The 17537-nt window shown below is 62.9% G+C and carries 15 protein-coding genes; 12 read left to right on the plus strand and 3 right to left on the minus strand.

Annotated elements, in window-relative coordinates; translation table 11 throughout:
• Positions 1-95: 95 nt before the first annotated feature.
• Both gcvP and NANH_RS0118670 read left to right on the plus strand, forming a co-directional pair.
• On the plus strand, positions 96-2945 hold the full coding sequence (gene gcvP, locus NANH_RS0118665) for an aminomethyl-transferring glycine dehydrogenase (protein ID WP_027263440.1): 2850 nt from the start codon (positions 96-98) through the stop codon (positions 2943-2945).
• A gap of 235 nt (positions 2946-3180) precedes the next feature.
• Complete coding sequence (locus NANH_RS0118670) at positions 3181-3360, plus strand: hypothetical protein (RefSeq protein WP_027263441.1); 180 nt, start codon at positions 3181-3183, stop codon at positions 3358-3360.
• Positions 3361-3612: 252 nt separating this feature from the next.
• Here the strand turns inward: NANH_RS0118670 and truA are convergent, their stop codons facing one another.
• Entirely contained in the window at positions 3613-4380 is a 768-nt protein-coding gene (gene truA / locus NANH_RS0118680) for a tRNA pseudouridine(38-40) synthase TruA (protein ID WP_027263442.1), read from the minus strand.
• Between the two features lie 97 nt (positions 4381-4477).
• On the opposite strand from truA, the gene NANH_RS0118685 reads away from it, so the two are divergent.
• The 7 genes from NANH_RS0118685 to NANH_RS0118715 all read left to right on the plus strand — a co-directional run bounded on the left by NANH_RS0118685 (position 4478) and on the right by NANH_RS0118715 (position 13075).
• Positions 4478-5893: a YcjX family GTP-binding protein gene (locus NANH_RS0118685; RefSeq protein WP_027263443.1), complete on the plus strand. Its 1416-nt coding sequence runs from the start codon at positions 4478-4480 to the stop codon at positions 5891-5893.
• On the plus strand, positions 5890-6339 hold the full coding sequence (locus NANH_RS0118690; protein ID WP_027263444.1) for a GNAT family N-acetyltransferase: 450 nt from the start codon (positions 5890-5892) through the stop codon (positions 6337-6339). The genes NANH_RS0118685 and NANH_RS0118690 overlap by 4 nt, the downstream gene beginning before the upstream one ends.
• A complete protein-coding gene (locus tag NANH_RS0118695; RefSeq protein WP_027263445.1) occupies positions 6336-7331 on the plus strand; it encodes a YcjF family protein in 996 nt (331 codons plus the stop codon). Before NANH_RS0118690 ends, NANH_RS0118695 begins: the two co-directional genes overlap by 4 nt.
• A 161-nt stretch (positions 7332-7492) precedes the next feature.
• The gene (locus NANH_RS28820) at positions 7493-8242 is read left to right on the plus strand and encodes a class I SAM-dependent methyltransferase (RefSeq protein ID WP_051372503.1); all 750 of its coding nucleotides are present in this window, start codon (positions 7493-7495) and stop codon (positions 8240-8242) included.
• Between the two features lie 77 nt (positions 8243-8319).
• A complete protein-coding gene (locus tag NANH_RS0118705; RefSeq protein ID WP_027263446.1) occupies positions 8320-9036 on the plus strand; it encodes a VIT1/CCC1 transporter family protein in 717 nt (238 codons plus the stop codon).
• A gap of 213 nt (positions 9037-9249) precedes the next feature.
• Entirely contained in the window at positions 9250-12171 is a 2922-nt protein-coding gene (ileS, locus tag NANH_RS0118710) for an isoleucine--tRNA ligase (RefSeq protein ID WP_027263447.1), read from the plus strand.
• 64 nt (positions 12172-12235) lie between these two features.
• The gene (locus NANH_RS0118715) at positions 12236-13075 is read left to right on the plus strand and encodes a DMT family transporter (protein ID WP_027263448.1); all 840 of its coding nucleotides are present in this window, start codon (positions 12236-12238) and stop codon (positions 13073-13075) included.
• Positions 13076-13163: 88 nt separating this feature from the next.
• On the opposite strand, the gene NANH_RS26575 is transcribed toward NANH_RS0118715, so the two are convergent.
• A complete protein-coding gene (locus NANH_RS26575) occupies positions 13164-13826 on the minus strand; it encodes a VPLPA-CTERM sorting domain-containing protein (RefSeq protein WP_139236426.1) in 663 nt (220 codons plus the stop codon).
• Between the two features lie 287 nt (positions 13827-14113).
• Between NANH_RS26575 and NANH_RS0118725 the strand changes: the two genes are divergently transcribed.
• Together NANH_RS0118725 and NANH_RS0118730 are read left to right on the plus strand one after the other, a co-directional pair.
• Entirely contained in the window at positions 14114-14566 is a 453-nt protein-coding gene (locus NANH_RS0118725) for a methylated-DNA--[protein]-cysteine S-methyltransferase (protein ID WP_027263449.1), read from the plus strand.
• Between the two features lie 67 nt (positions 14567-14633).
• Positions 14634-15101 (plus strand): hypothetical protein, encoded by a 468-nt coding sequence (locus NANH_RS0118730; RefSeq protein WP_027263450.1) that lies wholly within the window; start codon positions 14634-14636, stop codon positions 15099-15101.
• A gap of 12 nt (positions 15102-15113) precedes the next feature.
• Here NANH_RS0118730 and NANH_RS0118735 read toward each other — a convergent pair whose 3' ends face one another.
• A complete protein-coding gene (locus NANH_RS0118735) occupies positions 15114-16175 on the minus strand; it encodes a YeeE/YedE family protein (protein ID WP_027263451.1) in 1062 nt (353 codons plus the stop codon).
• A 127-nt stretch (positions 16176-16302) separates the two neighbouring features.
• On the opposite strand from NANH_RS0118735, the gene NANH_RS0118740 reads away from it, so the two are divergent.
• Positions 16303-17535 carry an MFS transporter gene (locus NANH_RS0118740; protein ID WP_027263452.1) on the plus strand — a complete coding sequence of 411 codons (1233 nt, stop codon included), beginning with the start codon at positions 16303-16305 and terminating at the stop codon, positions 17533-17535.
• Positions 17536-17537 lie beyond the last annotated feature (2 nt).

Raw genomic sequence — 17537 nt, forward strand, 5'->3', positions numbered from 1 at the left:
CCGGGGGCGGGTGCCTCCGGCGGGGATATTTTCGGCAAGAGAAAGAACAGGGGCGCGCCGCAGCTGGTGGCCTCTGTGTTTACGGGAGACATGGAATGTCGTTCACGCCAACTGACTATCTGCCTTATGATTTCGCCAATCGCCGCCACATCGGCCCGTCGCAAGAAGAGATGGCGGCGATGCTGGAGACCGTGGGGGCCGAGAGCCTGACGGCGCTGATCGACGACACCGTCCCGGCCGCCATCCGGCAGCATGCACCGCTGGATTTCGGCAAAGCCAAGTCCGAGCGCGAACTGCTGCATCATGTGCGTCTGACGGCGGCCAAGAACAAGGTCCTGACCAGCCTTATCGGGCAAGGGTATTACGGCACGGTGACGCCGCCCGCGATCCAGCGCAACATTCTGGAGAATCCGGCCTGGTACACCGCCTATACGCCCTATCAGCCCGAGATCAGCCAGGGCCGGCTGGAGGCGCTGCTGAACTATCAGACCATGGTCAGCGACCTGACCGGGCTGGAGATTGCCAATGCGTCGCTGTTGGATGAATCCACCGCCTGTGCTGAGGCGATGACCATGGCGCAGCGGCTGGCCAAATCCAAGGCCAAGGCGTTCTTTGTCGACCGGGATTGTCATCCGCAGAACATAGCCGTGATTCAGACCCGTGCCGCGCCGTTGGGCATCGAGGTGATTGTGGGCAATCCGGACAAGATGGAGGCCGACAAGGTTTTTGGTGCGCTGTTTCAATACCCCGGAACCTATGGCCATGTGCGCGATTTCACCGATCAGATTTCCGCCCTGCACGCGGCGCAGGCCATCGGCATCGTTGCCGCCGACCCGCTGGCCCTGACGCTGTTGAAAGAGCCGGGCGAGATGGGTGCGGACATTGCCGTGGGCAGCACCCAGCGGTTTGGCGTGCCATTGGGATATGGCGGCCCGCACGCGGCCTATATGGCGACCAAGGCGGGCCATGCGCGCGCCATGCCGGGCCGATTGGTCGGCGTGTCGGTGGACAGTCACGGCAACCGCGCCTATCGCCTGTCGCTGCAGACCCGCGAGCAGCATATTCGCCGCGAGAAGGCCACCAGCAATGTGTGCACCGCGCAGGCGTTGTTGGCGGTTATGGCGTCGATGTATGCGGTGTTCCACGGCCCCAAGGGGTTGAAAGCCATCGCGCAGCGCATTCATCGCAAGACCGTGCGCCTGGCCAACGGGCTGGAGGCGGCGGGGTTCAAGGTAGATCCCAAGGTGTTCTTTGATACGATCACGGTGGATGTCGGCCCGTTGCAGGCGGCGGTGCTGAAATCGGCAGTGGATGAGGGGATCAACCTGCGCCGTGTCGGCGAGCATCGTGTTGGCATCAGCCTGGACGAATGCACCCGCCCGGAGAATGTCGAATCGGTCTGGCGGGCCTTTGGCATTTTCAAAAAGGATGACGTGTTTGATGCGCAATATCGCGTACCCGAAGATTTGCACCGTCAGACCGATTATCTGACCCATCCGATTTTCCACATGAACCGGGCCGAAACCGAGATGATGCGCTATATGCGCCGGTTGGCGGATCGCGATCTGGCGCTGGACCGGGCGATGATCCCGCTGGGCAGTTGCACGATGAAGCTGAATTCGGCCGCCGAAATGATGCCGGTCAGCTGGCGCGAGTTTTCGCGGTTGCATCCGTTCTGCCCTGCCGATCAGGCCCGGGGGTATGGCGAGTTGATCGCGGATCTGTCGGCCAAGCTGTGCCAGATCACCGGCTATGACGCGATTTCGATGCAGCCCAATTCCGGCGCGCAGGGGGAATATGCCGGGTTGCTGACGATCTCGGCCTGGCATCGTGCCAACGGGCAGGGGCATCGCAACATCTGCCTGATTCCGGTCAGCGCCCATGGCACCAACCCGGCCAGCGCCAATATGGTCGGCTGGAAGGTGGTGCCGGTCAAGACGGCGGCCAATGGCGATATCGATCTGGACGATTTCCGCGCCAAGGCGGAAAAGCACAGCGACAATCTGGCCGGCTGCATGATCACCTATCCCAGCACCCATGGTGTGTTCGAGGAAACCGTGACCGATATTACCGCGATCACCCATCAGCATGGTGGGCAGGTCTATATCGACGGGGCCAATATGAACGCCATGGTCGGGTTGTCGAGGCCCGGTGATCTGGGCGGGGACGTGAGCCATCTGAATCTGCACAAGACGTTCTGCATTCCGCATGGTGGCGGCGGTCCCGGCATGGGTCCAATCGGCGTCAAGGCGCATCTGGAGCCGCATTTGCCGGGCCACCCGGAAACCGGGGGCACCGAAGGTCCGGTGTCGGCGGCGCCGTTCGGTTCGCCCTCGATCCTGCCGATCAGCTGGGCCTATTGCCTGTTGATGGGCGGCGAGGGGCTGACCCAGGCGACGCGGGTGGCGATCCTGAACGCCAATTACATCGCCAGGCGGCTGGAGGGCGCGTTTGAGGTGCTGTATCGCGGCAAGACCGGGCGGGTGGCGCATGAGTGTATCATCGATACCCGCCCCTTTGCCGACAGCGCCGGCGTCACGGTGGATGACATCGCCAAGCGGCTGATGGATTGCGGGTTTCACGCCCCCACGATGAGCTTTCCGGTGCCGGGGACGCTGATGATCGAGCCGACCGAAAGCGAGACCAAGGCCGAACTGGACCGGTTCTGTGATGCGATGCTGGCGATCCGGGGCGAGATTGCCGATATCGAAGAGGGCCGGATCGACAAGGACAACAACCCGCTGAAGAACGCGCCGCACACGATGGAGGATCTGGTGCGCGATTGGGACCGTCCCTATTCGCGTGAACAGGGCTGTTTTCCGCCGGGAGCCTTTCGGGTCGATAAATACTGGCCGCCGGTCAACCGGGTCGACAATGTCTATGGTGACCGCAATCTGATCTGTTCCTGCCCGCCGATGGAGGAATACGCCGAGGCGGCAGAATAACGGTCGGCGGATCGGCTGGGGCAAGGCGGGGCATCTGGTCCCGCCTTGCTTGCGATCGGGGTGAACGGGAACCGCAACCGGCAAGGGGCGGGGTGCGTGTCGCCCCGGTCGGCGATGTGTCCGGCAGATATCGGCCATAAGACCAGGCAAAGGTTGCCAGCTTGCAATGCGTCGATTACGCTCAATCGGTACGTGCGACAGAATTTTTTGTACGATAGCAAGAGGATTGAAGCCAATGAAACTCCCGTTTTCCGCCCTGACCGCCGCCGCCCTGACGCTGGCCGCCTGCGCCCAGCCCGAGCCAGTCCCGGTCTATGTGCAACCGACATTTGACAAGGCCGGCAACGCAAGCTGTACGGCAGGCTATCAGCTGGCAACCACCGAGACCGGCGCAACCGTCTGCGCGCCGATCTGAAGCGTTTCGACGTTGACCAGGGGCATCGCCTTTTTGGGCGGTGCCGGACTGGTCCGTCGCGACCTTGAAAACCTCTGCGATGCTGCGGCCCGGCCTCGCTCTCTGCGGGGCGGGGCCTAGGGTGTATGTGGCCAAGCTGGATGCCGAGATGTCCGCCGCCCATGCAAAGGGCACCGCGCCGAAAAACCGGGACGATCGGTACTGATATGCGGGGCGCGACGGCAAGATGGCGCTGATCGCCCGGAGCCGGATTCAGCCGAACGGGGATTGCGGATAGCGCACCGCGGCCAGATAGAGTCCATGCGGCGGGCAGACCGGACCGCAGGCGGCGCGGTCGCGGGCCCGCAGGGCCGCTCCCACGTCATCAGGCGACCAGGCACCGGCACCGACCCGTTCCAGGGTTCCGACAAAGCTGCGCACCTGGTTGTGCAGGAACGACCGGGCGCGCACGTGAAAATGCACTTCGGGTCCGGAAAACCCGTCGACCGCCTGTACGCGCAACTCATCCAGTGTCTTGAGCGGGCTGGCAGCCTGACAGATTGACGAGCGGAAGGTGGTGAAATCGTGCCGCCCGATCAATTGATCGGCCCCGGCCTGCATGGCCGCGACGTTCAGCGTGCGGTTGATCCGCCAGACTTGTCCGGCTTCGTGGGTCGCCGGGGCGCGGCGCATCAGGATGCGAAACAAATATTGCCGCTCGACTGCCGAGAAACGCGCGTGCCAGCTGTCGTCCACCTGCGCACAGGCGACGATGGCAACGGGGGCGGGTTTCAGATGGTGGTTCAGCGCTTCGGACAAGCGAAACGGATCCCAGTCGCGGGCCATGTCACACTGGGCTACCTGACCCAGTGCATGCACCCCGGCATCTGTGCGCCCGGCGGCGGCAATGGTATGGGCGCGCGGCTCCAGCCGGGCCAGAGCGGCCTCGATCGCCCCCTGAACCGACGGCAGCTCTTTCTGCTTTTGCCAGCCGGAAAAAGGGGCACCTTGATATTCGACTTTCAGCGCGTAGCGGGGCATGGCCGCGCTGCTATCCTGTGTGTCGCGCAACGGCAAGGCTGGTATCGCGCGCGGGTGCGAACTATCTTGGGGCAAACAATTTGGGCAGGGCACGGGTTTGGTCATTTCATCCCTGGCGGACGGGCTGGTTCGGGGGTTCGAAACCGTCGGCGACAGTATCAACGAAACACTGTTCGAGCCGGTGATCCGGCTGGGGGTGACCGGGCTGGCGCGCTCGGGCAAGACGGTATTCATCACCTCGCTGGTGGCCAACCTGATGGACCGGGGCCGCATGCCGGGGCTGGTGGCCGCCCAGGAGGAGCGCATCGAGGCGGCGTTTTTGCAGCCGCAGCCCGACGATACGGTGCCGCGATTCGACTATGAAACCCACCTTGGGGCGCTGACCGCGCGCAGCCCGCACTGGCCTGACAGCACGCGCGCGATTTCCGAACTGCGCCTGTCGTTGCGGGTGCGGCCCACGGGGATGTTGGCCGGGTTGCAGGGGCCGCGCACGGTGCATCTGGATATCGTCGATTATCCCGGCGAATGGCTGCTGGATCTGGCATTGCTTGAAAAATCCTATGGGCAGTGGTCCGAAGAAACCCTGACCCGAATTACCGATCGGGACACGGCGGCGGAGTTCGTCGCGCGGGCGCAGGCCGAAGACAGCGCCCAGGCGCTGGAGGAGACCCGCGCGCAGGCGCTGGCCAAGGCGTTCACCGCCTATCTGAACGCCGCGCGGGACGCCGGGTTCTATGACTGCACACCGGGGCGGTTCCTGCTGCCGGGCGATCTGGCGGGATCGCCGGTTCTGACCTTTGCGCCGCTGCCGCCCGAATCGGGCGCGCCGCGCCGGTCGCTGTGGCGCGAGATGGAGCGGCGGTTCGAGGCCTACAAGGCGCAGGTGGTCAAACCCTTTTTCCGCGATCATTTCTCGCGCATCGACCGGCAGGTGGTGTTGGTCGATGCGTTGGGTGCAATCCACAAGGGACCGCAGGCGGTCGAGGATATGCGCGGGGCCATGGCCGACATCCTGTCCGCCTTTCGCCCCGGAACCAATGCGTTTCTGACCCGTCTGCTGTTGGGCCGGCGGGTCGAGAAAATACTGTTCGCCGCCACCAAGGCGGATCATCTGCACCATCTTCAACATGGCCGGTTGACAGCGATCATCGAGGCGCTGATCCGTGAGGCGCGCGACCGGGCCAGCTTTGCCGGGGCCGAGACCGCCGCCATGGCCATCGCGTCGTTGCGGGCCACGACAGAAGAGACCCGAAGCCACGATGGGCGCGACTTGAATTGTGTGCGCGGAACGCTGCTTGAGACCGGCAAGACTGCGGCGTTTTACCCCGGCGCGCTGCCCGACGATCCGGCGCGATTGCTGGGTCCGGCGCGTGCGGGGGCCGATGCATGGCTGGATGCGGAGTACCAGGTGATGAATTTCGCGCCCGCGCAACTGAGCCTGAAACCCGGAGACGGGCCGCCGCATATCCGGCTGGACCGGGCGGCGCAATTTCTGATCGGCGATCGGCTGTGACCGTGGTTCTGCGCGCGGCGCGGCCCCTGGACGCGGGCGCAACGGGCGAGATCCTTTGGCGGTACCTGCGTGAAACCGGGTGGATGCCCAATCTGTATTCAGGGGCGCAAACCATCGCCTTTTGCGGCAAGATGATCGACCGGGGATGGGTGACAGTGGCAGAGGCCGACGGGCGGATCGTTGGCTTTCTGGCGCGCGATGGCCAGGAGATCTGTGCGCTGTATCTGAACCGTGCGGTCTGGGGAAAGGGGATTGCCCGCCTGCTGTTGGACGATGCCAAAAGCCAGGCGCGCGCGCTGCGCCTGCGCAGTTTTGAGGCCAACGCCCGCGCGAATCGCTTTTATCGGCGGGCCGGATTTGTCGAGGTCGCGCGCTGCGACGGCCGCGACAACGCCGAAAACCTGCCCGATATCACCTATGTTTGGCCAAAGGAGGCTGCCCGATGACCCAGGGCCCGGTTCTGATCGATCTGGACGACGATACCCCGCCGGTTCCGGTGGCCGACGCCCCTCCGGTGCCGGACATCGAAGCGCCCACCGGGCAGGCGATGCAGATGGCCGCCCGCGTCGCCGCGCGCCGCCCCTCGCGGCTGGCGCGGTGGTTCTGGGGGCTGGCGGCGTCGCTGGTTGGGGCGATGATTTCGGTTGCGGCATGGGATTTTGCCGCCGGGATGGTGGATCGTGCGCCGGTTCTGGGCTGGATCGTCACCGGTCTGATCGCGGCGCTGCTGTTGGTGCTGGCGGTGATCGCGCTGCGCGAGATGGCGGCGATTTTCCGTCTGGGGCGGATCGACAGCCTGCACCGCGCCGCAGATGCGGCCTTGGCGGATCGGGATCTGGCGCAAGCCCGTGCGCTGACCGACCGGTTGATCGCGTTCTATGCCGGGCGCGATGACACGCGATGGGGGCGGCAACGGCTGGCCGAGCGTATGGGCGAGCAGTTCGATGCCGTCGCCCTGTTGCAATTGGCAGAAGACGAGCTGTTGGCGCCGCTGGATGCTGCCGCCAGCCGCGAGGTCGAGGCCGCGGCCCGTCAGGTTGCAACCGTCACCGCACTGGTGCCGCTGGCGCTGGCCGACGTGGCGACGGCCCTGGCCGCCAATCTGCGGATGATCCGGCGGGTGGCCGAGATCTATGGCGGGCGTTCGGGGCTGATCGGCGGGTGGCGTCTGACCCGTGCGGTGTTCACCCATCTGGTGGCAACGGGGGCTGTGGCCGTCGGGGACGATCTGCTGGAACCGGTGCTGGGGGGGTCGATCCTGTCCAAGCTGTCGCGCCGGTTCGGCGAGGGGCTGGTCAATGGTGCGCTGTCGGCCCGGGTGGGCGTGGCGGCGATGGAGGTCTGCCGACCCCTGCCATTCAGCCGCAACCGCCGCCCTTCGGTGCGTGGCATCATCGGAAGAGCCCTGAGCGGGGTGTTCGGCACAAAATCCGCCTGAATACCGCCGTGGTTGCGCGTCTGGCATTTAGAACATCAAAAAGATGTGATAGGGTGGCCGACGAATGGGGGGCAGGAAGATGCCGGATACATCCCAAGTGGCCGCGCATTACAGCAGCGGCGGACTGCTGGAGCGGATTAAGGACGGGTTGGCACGATCGGGTGTTCATCCCCCCCCTGAATCTGGACACTCTGGCGTTGTTTGATGAGTTTCACATCGGGGGACGCCAGGCCACCAAAGCCTTTGTGAAAAATCTGCGGATTAATGCCAGCAGCCGGGTGCTGGATCTGGGCTGCGGTCTGGGTGGCCCCGCGCGTTACATCGCGGGAGCGACGGGGGCGCGGGTGGCGGGGGTGGATTTGTCCGCCGAATTTATCGAAACCGGACGCGAGTTGACCGGCATGGCCCTGATGGTGGATCTGGTCGATCTGCGGCAGGGGGACATTATGGACCTGCCGTTTCAGGAGGCGCGATTCGACGTCGCCTATATGATTCATGTGGGGATGAATATCGGCGACAAGGAGGCACTGTTCGCCGAGGTCGCGCGGGTGCTCAAGCCCGGCGGACAGTTCGGTGTCTATGATGTGATGGCAATGCACGAGAATCCGGTGGTCTTTCCGGTACCATGGGCGTCCAAACCCGAACACAGCGCGCTGGCATCGCGGCAAACCTATCGCGAAGCCTTGGACTCCGCCGGTTTCAAGATCGTATCCGAAACCGACCGGAGCGAGGCAGCCCAGGCCTTTTTTGTCCGCCTGGCGGCAGCGCAGGCGGCGGCCGGGGGGGCTCCGCCATTGGGGCAGCATCTGGTTATGGGCGAGGATTTCCCGGCCAAACGCGCGAACCTGGTCGCGGCGCTGGACGCGGGGCACATAGCCCCGATTGAGATCATCGCCTGTTTGCCTGAGTAGGGGGCGGTTGATCTGGCGCAAGGCGGCTGCGGCAGCTGTCAATCACTCTGGTTCTGTCAGGAACGAGAGGGCCAGCCATGCCGGAACACGGGCACAGCCAGCAGGAAATTGCCGCGCGCATCAATGCGCCCCAGGGGCGGGGCGTGTTGCGCGACCTGGTTTACGGCGCGATTGACGGATCGGTGACCACATTTGCCATCGTTGCCGGGGTGGCCGGGGCGGGGCTGTCGCCGTTTGTCATCGTTGCGCTGGGGCTGGCCAATGTGCTGGCGGACGGGTTTTCCATGGCGGCGGGCAACTATTCCGGCACCAAGGCCGAACAGGACAACATCCGCCGCATCCGTGCCGTCGAGGAACGCCACATCGCCCGTTATCCCGAGGGCGAGCGCCGCGAGGTGGTCGAGATACTGGCGCAAAAGGGTCTGAGCGGTCAGGTGTTGCAGGACGCGGCCCGCGCGATCACCGCCGACAAGGAAAACTGGATCGGTCTGATGCTGGAAGGCGAGTACGGGCTGGGCGGCATCGATCCGAACCCGATACGCGCGGCGCTGGCGACCTTTGGTGCGTTTCTGGTGGCGGGGATGATCCCGCTGCTGCCGTTCCTGTTGGCGCTGCCAGAGGCGTTCACCCTGTCCGCAGGTATGACGCTGGGGGTGTTTTTCGCCATCGGCGCCGCAAAGAGCCGCTGGTCGCTGGCGCCCTGGTGGCGCTCGGGGCTGGAAACCCTGACGATCGGAGGGATTGCGGCCGCCATCGCCTATGGGGTGGGCACCCTGTTTCAGGCCGTGCCCTAGCGTCGGTTCGGCGCGTTTTCCCCTGCGGGAATGCGCCACTTTACCCCGGCCACACACGCGCCTATAACCGCGCGCATGAGCCGTTTCAGTCTCAGCATTATTCGAATTATCTCCCCGGCGCTCTGACCTTCAGACGCCGGGCAAAGGTGTTTGAGCCATCGCACCGACCGCTTGCTGCAATTTCCGACACGACAGATCCAAAGGACGCCCCACATGTGCGCCGACACGACGACCCAGACGCCCGACTATAAATCCACGCTGAACCTGCCGAAAACCGACTTTCCGATGCGCGCGGGCCTGCCCAAGCGCGAACCCGAGTGGCTGGAACGCTGGGAGCGGATCGGTGTTTACGACCGTCTGCGCGAAAAACAGAACCGCACGCCGTTCACGCTGCATGACGGGCCGCCCTATGCCAACGGGCATCTGCATATCGGCCACGCGCTGAACAAGACCATCAAGGACATGATCGTACGCAGCCACCAGATGATGGGGTTTGATGCGCGCTATGTGCCGGGCTGGGACTGTCACGGCCTGCCGATCGAGTGGAAGATCGAGGAACAGTACCGCGCCAAGGGCAAGGATAAGGACGAGGTGCCGATCAACGATTTCCGCGCCGAATGCCGCAAATTCGCCGAGGGCTGGGTCGAGATCCAGCGCGAGGAGTTCAAGCGTCTGGGCATCACCGGAAACTGGGCCGATCCGTATCTGACGATGGATTTCCACGCCGAGGCGGTGATCGCCGCCGAGTTCCAGAAATTCCTGATGAACGGCACCCTGTATCAGGGCAGCAAGCCGGTGATGTGGAGCCCCGTCGAGCAGACCGCGCTGGCCGAGGCCGAGGTTGAGTATCACGACAAGGAGAGCTTCACCATCTGGGTGAAGTTTGCAGTTTCCGAGGCCGCGGCAGCCGACCTGAACGGCGCATATGTCGTGATCTGGACCACCACGCCCTGGACCATCCCGTCCAACAAGGGCGTCGTTTATGGTCAGGACTATGACTATGGTCTGTATGAGATCACCGGCACGCCGGATGAATCCTGGGCCAATGTCGGCGACCGCTTCATTCTGGCGGACAAGCGGGCCGGGGATGTGATGAGCCGTGCGCGGCTGGAAGATGGCATGTGGAAACGTGTCAGGGATGTCAGTTCGGATGAATTGGCTGACTTGTCCCTGATGCACCCGTTGGCCGGGGTCGAAGGCGGCAACGGCGAATGGGATCAGCCGCGCGATTTCCGTGCCGCGCCCTTTGTCACCGACGAGGACGGCACCGGATTCGTGCATTGCGCGCCCAGCCACGGGATGGACGAATTCGAGCTGTATCGCGACGCCGGAATGCTGGCCGAGGTGATCACCTATAATGTCGATCCCGATGGCCGTTTCCGCGCCGATTTGCCGCTGTTTGGCGGCAAGGCGATCCTGAAACCCAACGGCAAGGAAGGCGATGCCAACAAGGCGGTGATCGACAAGCTGGTCGAGGTTGGCGGGCTGCTGGCGCGCGGCAAGATCAAGCACAGCTATCCGCACAGTTGGCGCTCTAAGGCACCGGTGATCTATCGCAATACGCCGCAGTGGTTCGCGGCCATCGACAAGACGGTGGGCGACGGGCTGGACACCTACGGCACCACGATCCGAGAACGGGCGCTGAATTCGATCGATCAGCTGGTGAAATGGACGCCCAAGACCGGGCGCAACCGGCTGTATTCGATGATCGAGGCGCGGCCAGACTGGGTGCTGAGCCGCCAACGCGCCTGGGGCGTGCCGCTGACCTGTTTCGTCAAGAAGGGTGCGATGCCCACAGACCCCGATTACCTGCTGCGCGACGGGGCGGTGAACGCCCGTATTACCGACGCATTCGAGATCGAGGGTGCGGATGCCTGGTATGCCGAGGGCGCGAAAGAGCGGTTCATCGGCAATGCCGCCGATCCGGAGGCCTATGAGCAGGTGTTCGACGTGCTGGATGTGTGGTTTGATTCCGGATCGACCCATTCGTTTGTGCTGCGCGACCGGGCTGACGGAACGGCGGATGGTATCGCGGATGTCTATATGGAGGGCACCGACCAGCATCGGGGCTGGTTCCATTCCTCGATGTTGCAGGCCTGCGGCACGCTGGGACGCGCCCCTTATCGCAACGTGGTCACGCATGGGTTCACGCTGGATGAAAAAGGCGCGAAAATGTCCAAGTCGCTGGGCAACACCATCGTGCCGGATACCGTGGTCAAGCAATACGGTGCCGATATCCTGCGCCTGTGGGTGGCCCAGACGGATTATACCAGCGACCAGCGTATCGGCCCCGAAATCCTGAAAGGGGTTGCCGACAGCTATCGCCGGCTGCGCAACACCATGCGGTTCATGCTGGGCTCGCTAAACGACTTCAGCGACAGTGACCGGATGGATCCCGCCGAAATGCCCGAACTGGAGCGCTGGGTGTTGCACCGGGTGGCCGAATTGGACGAGGTGGTGCGCAAAGGCTATGGCGCGTTCGATTTCCAGGGCGTGTTTCAGGCCGTGTTCACCTTTGCCACAGTCGATCTGAGCGCGTTCTATTTCGATATCCGCAAGGACGCGCTGTATTGCGATGGCGACACCGAGCGCCGCCGCGCGGCACGCACGGTGCTGGATATTTTGTTTCACCGTCTGACCACGTGGCTGGCACCGATCCTGGTGTTCACCATGGAAGAGGTCTGGCTGGAGCGGTTCCCCGGGGACGACAGTTCGGTTCACCTGACCGATATGCCCGAAACCCCGGCGGAATGGCGGAATGCGGCGTTGGCGGCCAAATGGTCCGAGATCCGCAAGGTGCGCCGGGTGGTGACCGCCGCGCTTGAGGTGCAGCGCACCGACAAGGTGATCGGTGCCAGCCTTGAGGCCGCGCCGGTGGTGCATGTGCGCGAAGCTGACGTTCTGGCGGTGCTGAAATCGGTGCCGTTCGATGACATCTGCATCACCTCGGCCATCACCACGACATCCGACCCCAGCCCGGCCGAAGCCTTTCGTCTGCCGGAAATCGATGGGGTTGGCGTGGTGTTCGAGAAGGCTGAGGGCGAGAAGTGCCAGCGCTGCTGGAAGATCCTGCCGGATGTCGGACGCCACGACCACACCGGGGTGTGCGACCGATGCGACGCGGCATTGAACTGAACCGTCCGGTATCCCGAGACCGGGGTGCAGGGGCCGTGACGTCGGTTGCGGTCCGGTTTCGTAAATGAGCCTGTTTGTCTTTGTTTCGGTCCTGGTCGCGGCGTTTCTGCATGCTCTGTGGAACGCGCTGATCAAGACCGGGACGTCGAAGATGACCGGCATGCTGATCCTGACGCTGGTGCAGGGTATCGTCGGTCTGGCGATTGCGCTGACGCGGCCCTGGCCGGGTGCTGACGTCTGGGTCTGGCTGCTGGCATCCGGGCTGTTTCACTCGGCCTACAAGCTGTTTCTTGCCTATGCCTATGAACAGGGCGACCTGAGCCGGGTCTATCCGATTGCCCGCGGGACCGCGCCGATGATCGTGACGGCGGTCAGCGCCCTGGTCTTGGCGGATGTGATCGCGCCAATGGAATACGCCGGGATCTTTGTGCTTGGCGGCGGGATAGCGGTGATGGCGAGGGGTGCTTTTGCCAACGGCGAATCGCGGCGCCTTGTGCCGCTGGCGCTGGGATCGGCGATGATGACGGCAGGCTATTCGCTGGTCGACGGGTTGGGGGCGCGCGTCGCCGGAGACGCGGTTTTGTTTGTCGGCTGGATGTTTGCGCTGGACGCGGTGATGTTTACGCCGGTCTGTCTTGCGCTACGCGGCACAGCGGTGGTCTTCCGGTCCAGACGCCGGGACTGGCTGCTGGGCAGCCTGGCGGCGGTGGCCTCGTATGGGGCCTATGCGATTGCGGTGTGGGCAATGACGCAGGCACCTATTGCCTTGGTGGCGGCGCTGCGCGAGACATCGATCCTGTTTGCGGTATTGATCGGTTGGCTGGTCCTGGGCGATCGCATGGATCGCGCCAAGGCGCTGGCGGCGGGTTTGATCGTTCTGGGCATGGTAATGACGCGGCTATAAAGCTCGGCGCACCCGGAAACGGCGGGATCAAATAGAAAAAGGGCCGACATGTGATCGGCCCTTTGGAAATCTGTCTCAGATCGGTGGATCAGGCCGCTTTCTTACGACGGCGCAGGGCCGCGACAGCCCCCATGCCGGTGATCAGCAGCAGACCGCCCGCGGGCAGCGGAACCGGAGTCGGTGTTGGCAGATTGTCGCCTGTTACCTTCAGCACCGAGGGGTCGTTGTTGGTCGCGGCGTAGATCAGTCGCCATTGGCCGCCGTCAAACCCGTTTGCAATCGTGTCGATGACCGTGGTCGGCTGGGCCGACGTGGCATAGGCGATGCCATCGTCAAAAGCGGTGATGCCATCGTCATGGCGGATGATGGAATCAAAGCTCGAGGCAAAAGTTGCGGTGATATCAAAGAAGGTGGTTGTTGCCGTACCGTTGCCGATATCGGATTTGCTCAACTGCAATGCGGCGACGGCGTTGGTCAAACCGCTAACCGCACCGTTGACGCCGGATCCGAGCCAATCGCCGATGGTTGTCGCGTTGCCGTTGAACGTTCCAAAATCGATGTCGCCGGAATAGGTGACGTTCTGCAGAAAGGTGCTGGCGGCGATGTTTCCCGTGGTCGCTTCGGACTGTGCGGAATTCGCGTCGGTCCTCTGGTATATGTCGAAAGAGAATGTTCCGTTCAACGTTGCCGCGCCAGCAGACCCTACTATGGAAAAAGCCGCCATGGCCGATGCAATTAATACAGTTTTCATGATAACCCCAATTCCGCTGGTAAAATCCAAGTTTAGTATCGCATTACGTTAACCTATTTTCGAAAAATCGACAATGAATCCGCAGCCGGTTTCGATGTTTTGGCCCAGTATACGTGCAAATCCCGAAATCTGTGGCGGCTGCTCTCTCGTGACAGTTGAGATGGCGCATATGTTAATCCCGCTTAACGTTAACGGCCGGTGGCACCGGTGATTGCCTGGATGATTCGCAAGTGCAGACAGGCCTGCGAGGGCTGGTCCATTGCTGGCCGTCCTGCGATACTGACCCCATGCCCAAGCTGACCGTAGACACCCCGACCGGCCCGGTAACCCTGAACGAAAAAGATGGTGCGATCACGCGGGTGGAATGGGGCGGGCAGGGTGCCGATCATAGCCTGGTTCTGGATCGGGCCGCGGTGCAGATGATCGCGTATTTTGCAGACCCCGAATTCCGGTTCGATCTGCCCCTTCGGATTGAAGGTTCGGAGTTTCAGCGGGCCGTCTGCGATCTCATGCGGGCGATACCGCCGGGCGAGACACGTACTTATGGCGCGATTGCCCGCGATCTTGGAAGTCCTGCCCAAGCGGTCGGGCAGGCCTGTGGCGGCAATCCGATCCCCATCATCATCCCATGCCACCGCGTCCTGGGTGCCAATGGGCTCGGGGGATTTTCCGGTGCCGGTGGTGTGGAAACCAAGGTGGCGCTGTTGCGTCACGAACGGGCGGCGGGTTTGCTGATCTGAGCCGCAGTTTGCGATTGCATCCTGCGGCCCCGCACCCCACTTTGGTCGGAACAAGAGGAGACAACCGGTGAGCAAAACCCAGGATCGCGCCGCCCGCAAACAGGCGGTACATGACAAGCTGATGTCGCTGGAAGCGGCCGAGTTGGCAACGGCCAAAGCGCATTACGAGAGTTTTCTTAAGGAAGCGCAACTGGACCGGCGCGAGGCGCATGACAAGGACGATATCGCCGATGCGCGTGAAAACGCCGATCTGGCTGCGGCCTTCGATCATCCGGTCCAGGCGCATCATGCCAAGATCGACGCCATCGAAAACACTGATTTCTCGTTGACCGACACGGTACGGCCCGGTGCGGTGGTGTCGTTCAACAATCGGCACTTTGTCGTCGTCGTATCGACGGCGAGGTTCGATTGCGATGGCATTACCTATATGGGGATTTCGACGCAAAGCCCGATCTACAAGGCTATCGACGGGTTGCAGGCGGGCGATGCCTTTTCCTTTAACGGGCGTGAAATGACCCTGGACGAGGTGCTCTGAACCACGGTCGGGTCAGGCCATCGCTGCGCGCGCGGGCTGGTCGATCAGGTAGTCGGTGGCCATCGCGCCGATCCACATGAATACCAGCGCGCACCATGCGGTGCCGACAAAGATCGACCCGCCGGTGACCCCCGCACCGATGGCGCAGCCCCCTGCAAGCATGCCGCCAAAGCCCATCAGAACGGCACCGATCATCGCCTTGCGCATGGTAACCGGGCCGTCGAACGCCTGAAGTTTCATTTCACCGGCCAGTCCGGCGGCGATCATTGCCCCCAGGAACACGCCCGGCACCAGGCCGATGTCGAATTCCAGCACCGAATTGCGATCCAGGAAAAACATCAGCGTATGGGCAGAGGGTCCGGTGAAGGTCGCGCTTTCGATCTGTACCGGATCAAAGGCCACCTGGCTGAGCGCATAGGTCAGAACCCACCCCATGGCCACGGCAAAGCCGACGCCCGAGGCAAAGATCAGACGGGCAATGCCAATCCGGTTGCGGTAAGACAGGACAAGCGCCAGCACCGCGATTGCCAGTCCCAGCCCCAGCCCGGCCACCTGGGGCAGACCCAGCGCGGCCAGCAGATCCATGTTACGCCCGCCCGAGGTGATCCATAATGCAGCGAGCCGGTCGCGCAGAGGCGACAGGATCCCGGACAGACTCATCTGCGCGACCACGGCAAAGATAAGCCCGGACACCACCGAACGCAGGTTGCCGGTGGCCGCCAGAACCAGCAGCCGTCCCGAGCAGCCGCGCGCCAGAACCATACCGGCACCGAACATCAACCCGCCAAGAATTGCACCCGACCAACTGCCCGGGACCGCCATCATGCGGGCGTCCGCACCGTCCATCAGACCCAGCAACTGGGCGCTTTGCACCCAGACCAGAGCCGTCGAAAAGGTCAGGAGCCAGACCGCGACCTTGTCGCCCATCTGACCCCGGGAAAACTCGACCGTAGCCGCGCGCAGGCAGAACCGTGAACGTTGCGCTGCGATTCCGAACGCCGTTCCGGTCAGCAGGCCGAACAGGGCTGCGGTGGGGGCTTCGCCGATGCGGTCGATCAGGGTGACAAGATCCATTCAGGGCTCCGATCCGAAAATCAGCGCCAAGGTATTCGGTCCCGTGAATGCGTGCTTTGATGCAGATCAGATGTGCATTCTGTGGTTTTGTCTCGCCAAGTTCGCCCGACAGGCGTATGTGGTTCACATGACAAACATTGTGCCCATATCGGATGCCATGGAAATGCCGGTCTGGCGCAGGCCTGTGACGCTGTTGTTCGTGATGGCAATGTCGATGCCGGTGGCGTTCTACGCCTGGTATGCGCTGCTGAACAACTTTGTCATCGAGGTGGCGGGGTTTGACGGCGCTGACATCGGGCTGTTGCACACGGTGCGCGAAATTCCCGGCTTTCTGGCCGTGGGTGTCATTGCCATCATCATCTTTGTACGCGAACAGGTGCTGGGGCTGGTGTCGCTGGCCATGCTGGGGGTCGCGACCGCGTTCACCGCCTGGTTCCCCAGCCTCGGCGGGCTGTTGTTTCTGACCCTGCTCAGCTCGATCGGATTTCATTATTATGAAACCGTGAACCAGTCGCTGCAATTGCAATGGCTGCCACAGGACCGTGCGCCGCAAATGCTGGGCTGGATCATGGGTGCGAGTTCGGCCATGACGCTGGTGGTTTTTGTATTGATCGTGCTGATGTGGGAACCGCTGGGGCTGACCTATAACCTGGTGTTCATGACGGCGGGCGGCTTTACCCTTGTCATGGCGGTGGTGTGTCTGTTCGCCTATCCGCAATTTGAGGCCCCGCATCCGCAGATCAAGAAGATGATTCTGCGTAAACGCTATTGGCTGTATTATGCGCTGCAATTCATGTCGGGCGCGCGGCGGCAGATTTTCATGGTGTTTGCCGGGTTCATGATGGTCGAGAAATTCGGCTTTGAGGTGCATGAACTGACCGGGCTGTATCTGATCAATCTGGTGGTCAACATGCTGGCAGCCCCGTTTCTGGGCCGGGCGGTGGGCTATTTCGGTGAACGCCGGGCCCTGATCTGCGAATACATCGGGCTTGCGATCGTGTTTGCGGCCTATGGCGGCATCTATTGGTTCGGCTGGGGCGTCTTTCTGGCGGCGACGCTGTATGTGATCGATCATATCCTGTTCGGTTTTGCGCTGGCGCTGAAGACCTATTTCCAAAAGATTGCGGATCCTGGCGACATTGCCCCGACGGCGGCGGTGGCCTTTACCATCAATCACATCGCGGCGGTGTTTCTGCCGGTGCTGCTGGGGCTGTTGTGGGTGGTGTCACCGGCGGCGGTGTTCGCGCTGGCGGCCTGCATGGCGCTGATTTCGTTGTCGCTGGCGATGCTGATCCCGCGCCATCCTGAACCGGGGTATGAAACCGTCTTTGCCCGCGGATTGCCCGCCCCGGCAGAGTAGAC

The organism is Sedimentitalea nanhaiensis DSM 24252, assembly GCF_000473225.1.
GTDB classification, from domain to species: Bacteria; Pseudomonadota; Alphaproteobacteria; order Rhodobacterales; family Rhodobacteraceae; genus Sedimentitalea; species Sedimentitalea nanhaiensis.

Bases quoted from the DNA above. Each gene is read 5' to 3' on its own strand.
- NANH_RS0118725 (WP_027263449.1), top strand. From the start codon at position 14,114: ATGCCCAAGCTGACCGTAGACACCCCGACCGGCCCGGTAACCCTGAAC.
- gcvP (WP_027263440.1), top strand. From the start codon at position 96: ATGTCGTTCACGCCAACTGACTATCTGCCTTATGATTTCGCCAATCGC.
- NANH_RS26575 (WP_139236426.1), bottom strand. From the start codon at position 13,826: ATGAAAACTGTATTAATTGCATCGGCCATGGCGGCTTTTTCCATAGTA.
- NANH_RS0118735 (WP_027263451.1), bottom strand. From the start codon at position 16,175: ATGGATCTTGTCACCCTGATCGACCGCATCGGCGAAGCCCCCACCGCA.
- NANH_RS0118740 (WP_027263452.1), top strand. From the start codon at position 16,303: ATGACAAACATTGTGCCCATATCGGATGCCATGGAAATGCCGGTCTGG.
- NANH_RS0118670 (WP_027263441.1), top strand. From the start codon at position 3,181: ATGAAACTCCCGTTTTCCGCCCTGACCGCCGCCGCCCTGACGCTGGCC.
- NANH_RS0118715 (WP_027263448.1), top strand. From the start codon at position 12,236: ATGAGCCTGTTTGTCTTTGTTTCGGTCCTGGTCGCGGCGTTTCTGCAT.
- truA (WP_027263442.1), bottom strand. From the start codon at position 4,380: ATGCCCCGCTACGCGCTGAAAGTCGAATATCAAGGTGCCCCTTTTTCC.
- NANH_RS0118705 (WP_027263446.1), top strand. From the start codon at position 8,320: ATGCCGGAACACGGGCACAGCCAGCAGGAAATTGCCGCGCGCATCAAT.
- ileS (WP_027263447.1), top strand. From the start codon at position 9,250: ATGTGCGCCGACACGACGACCCAGACGCCCGACTATAAATCCACGCTG.
- NANH_RS0118695 (WP_027263445.1), top strand. From the start codon at position 6,336: ATGACCCAGGGCCCGGTTCTGATCGATCTGGACGACGATACCCCGCCG.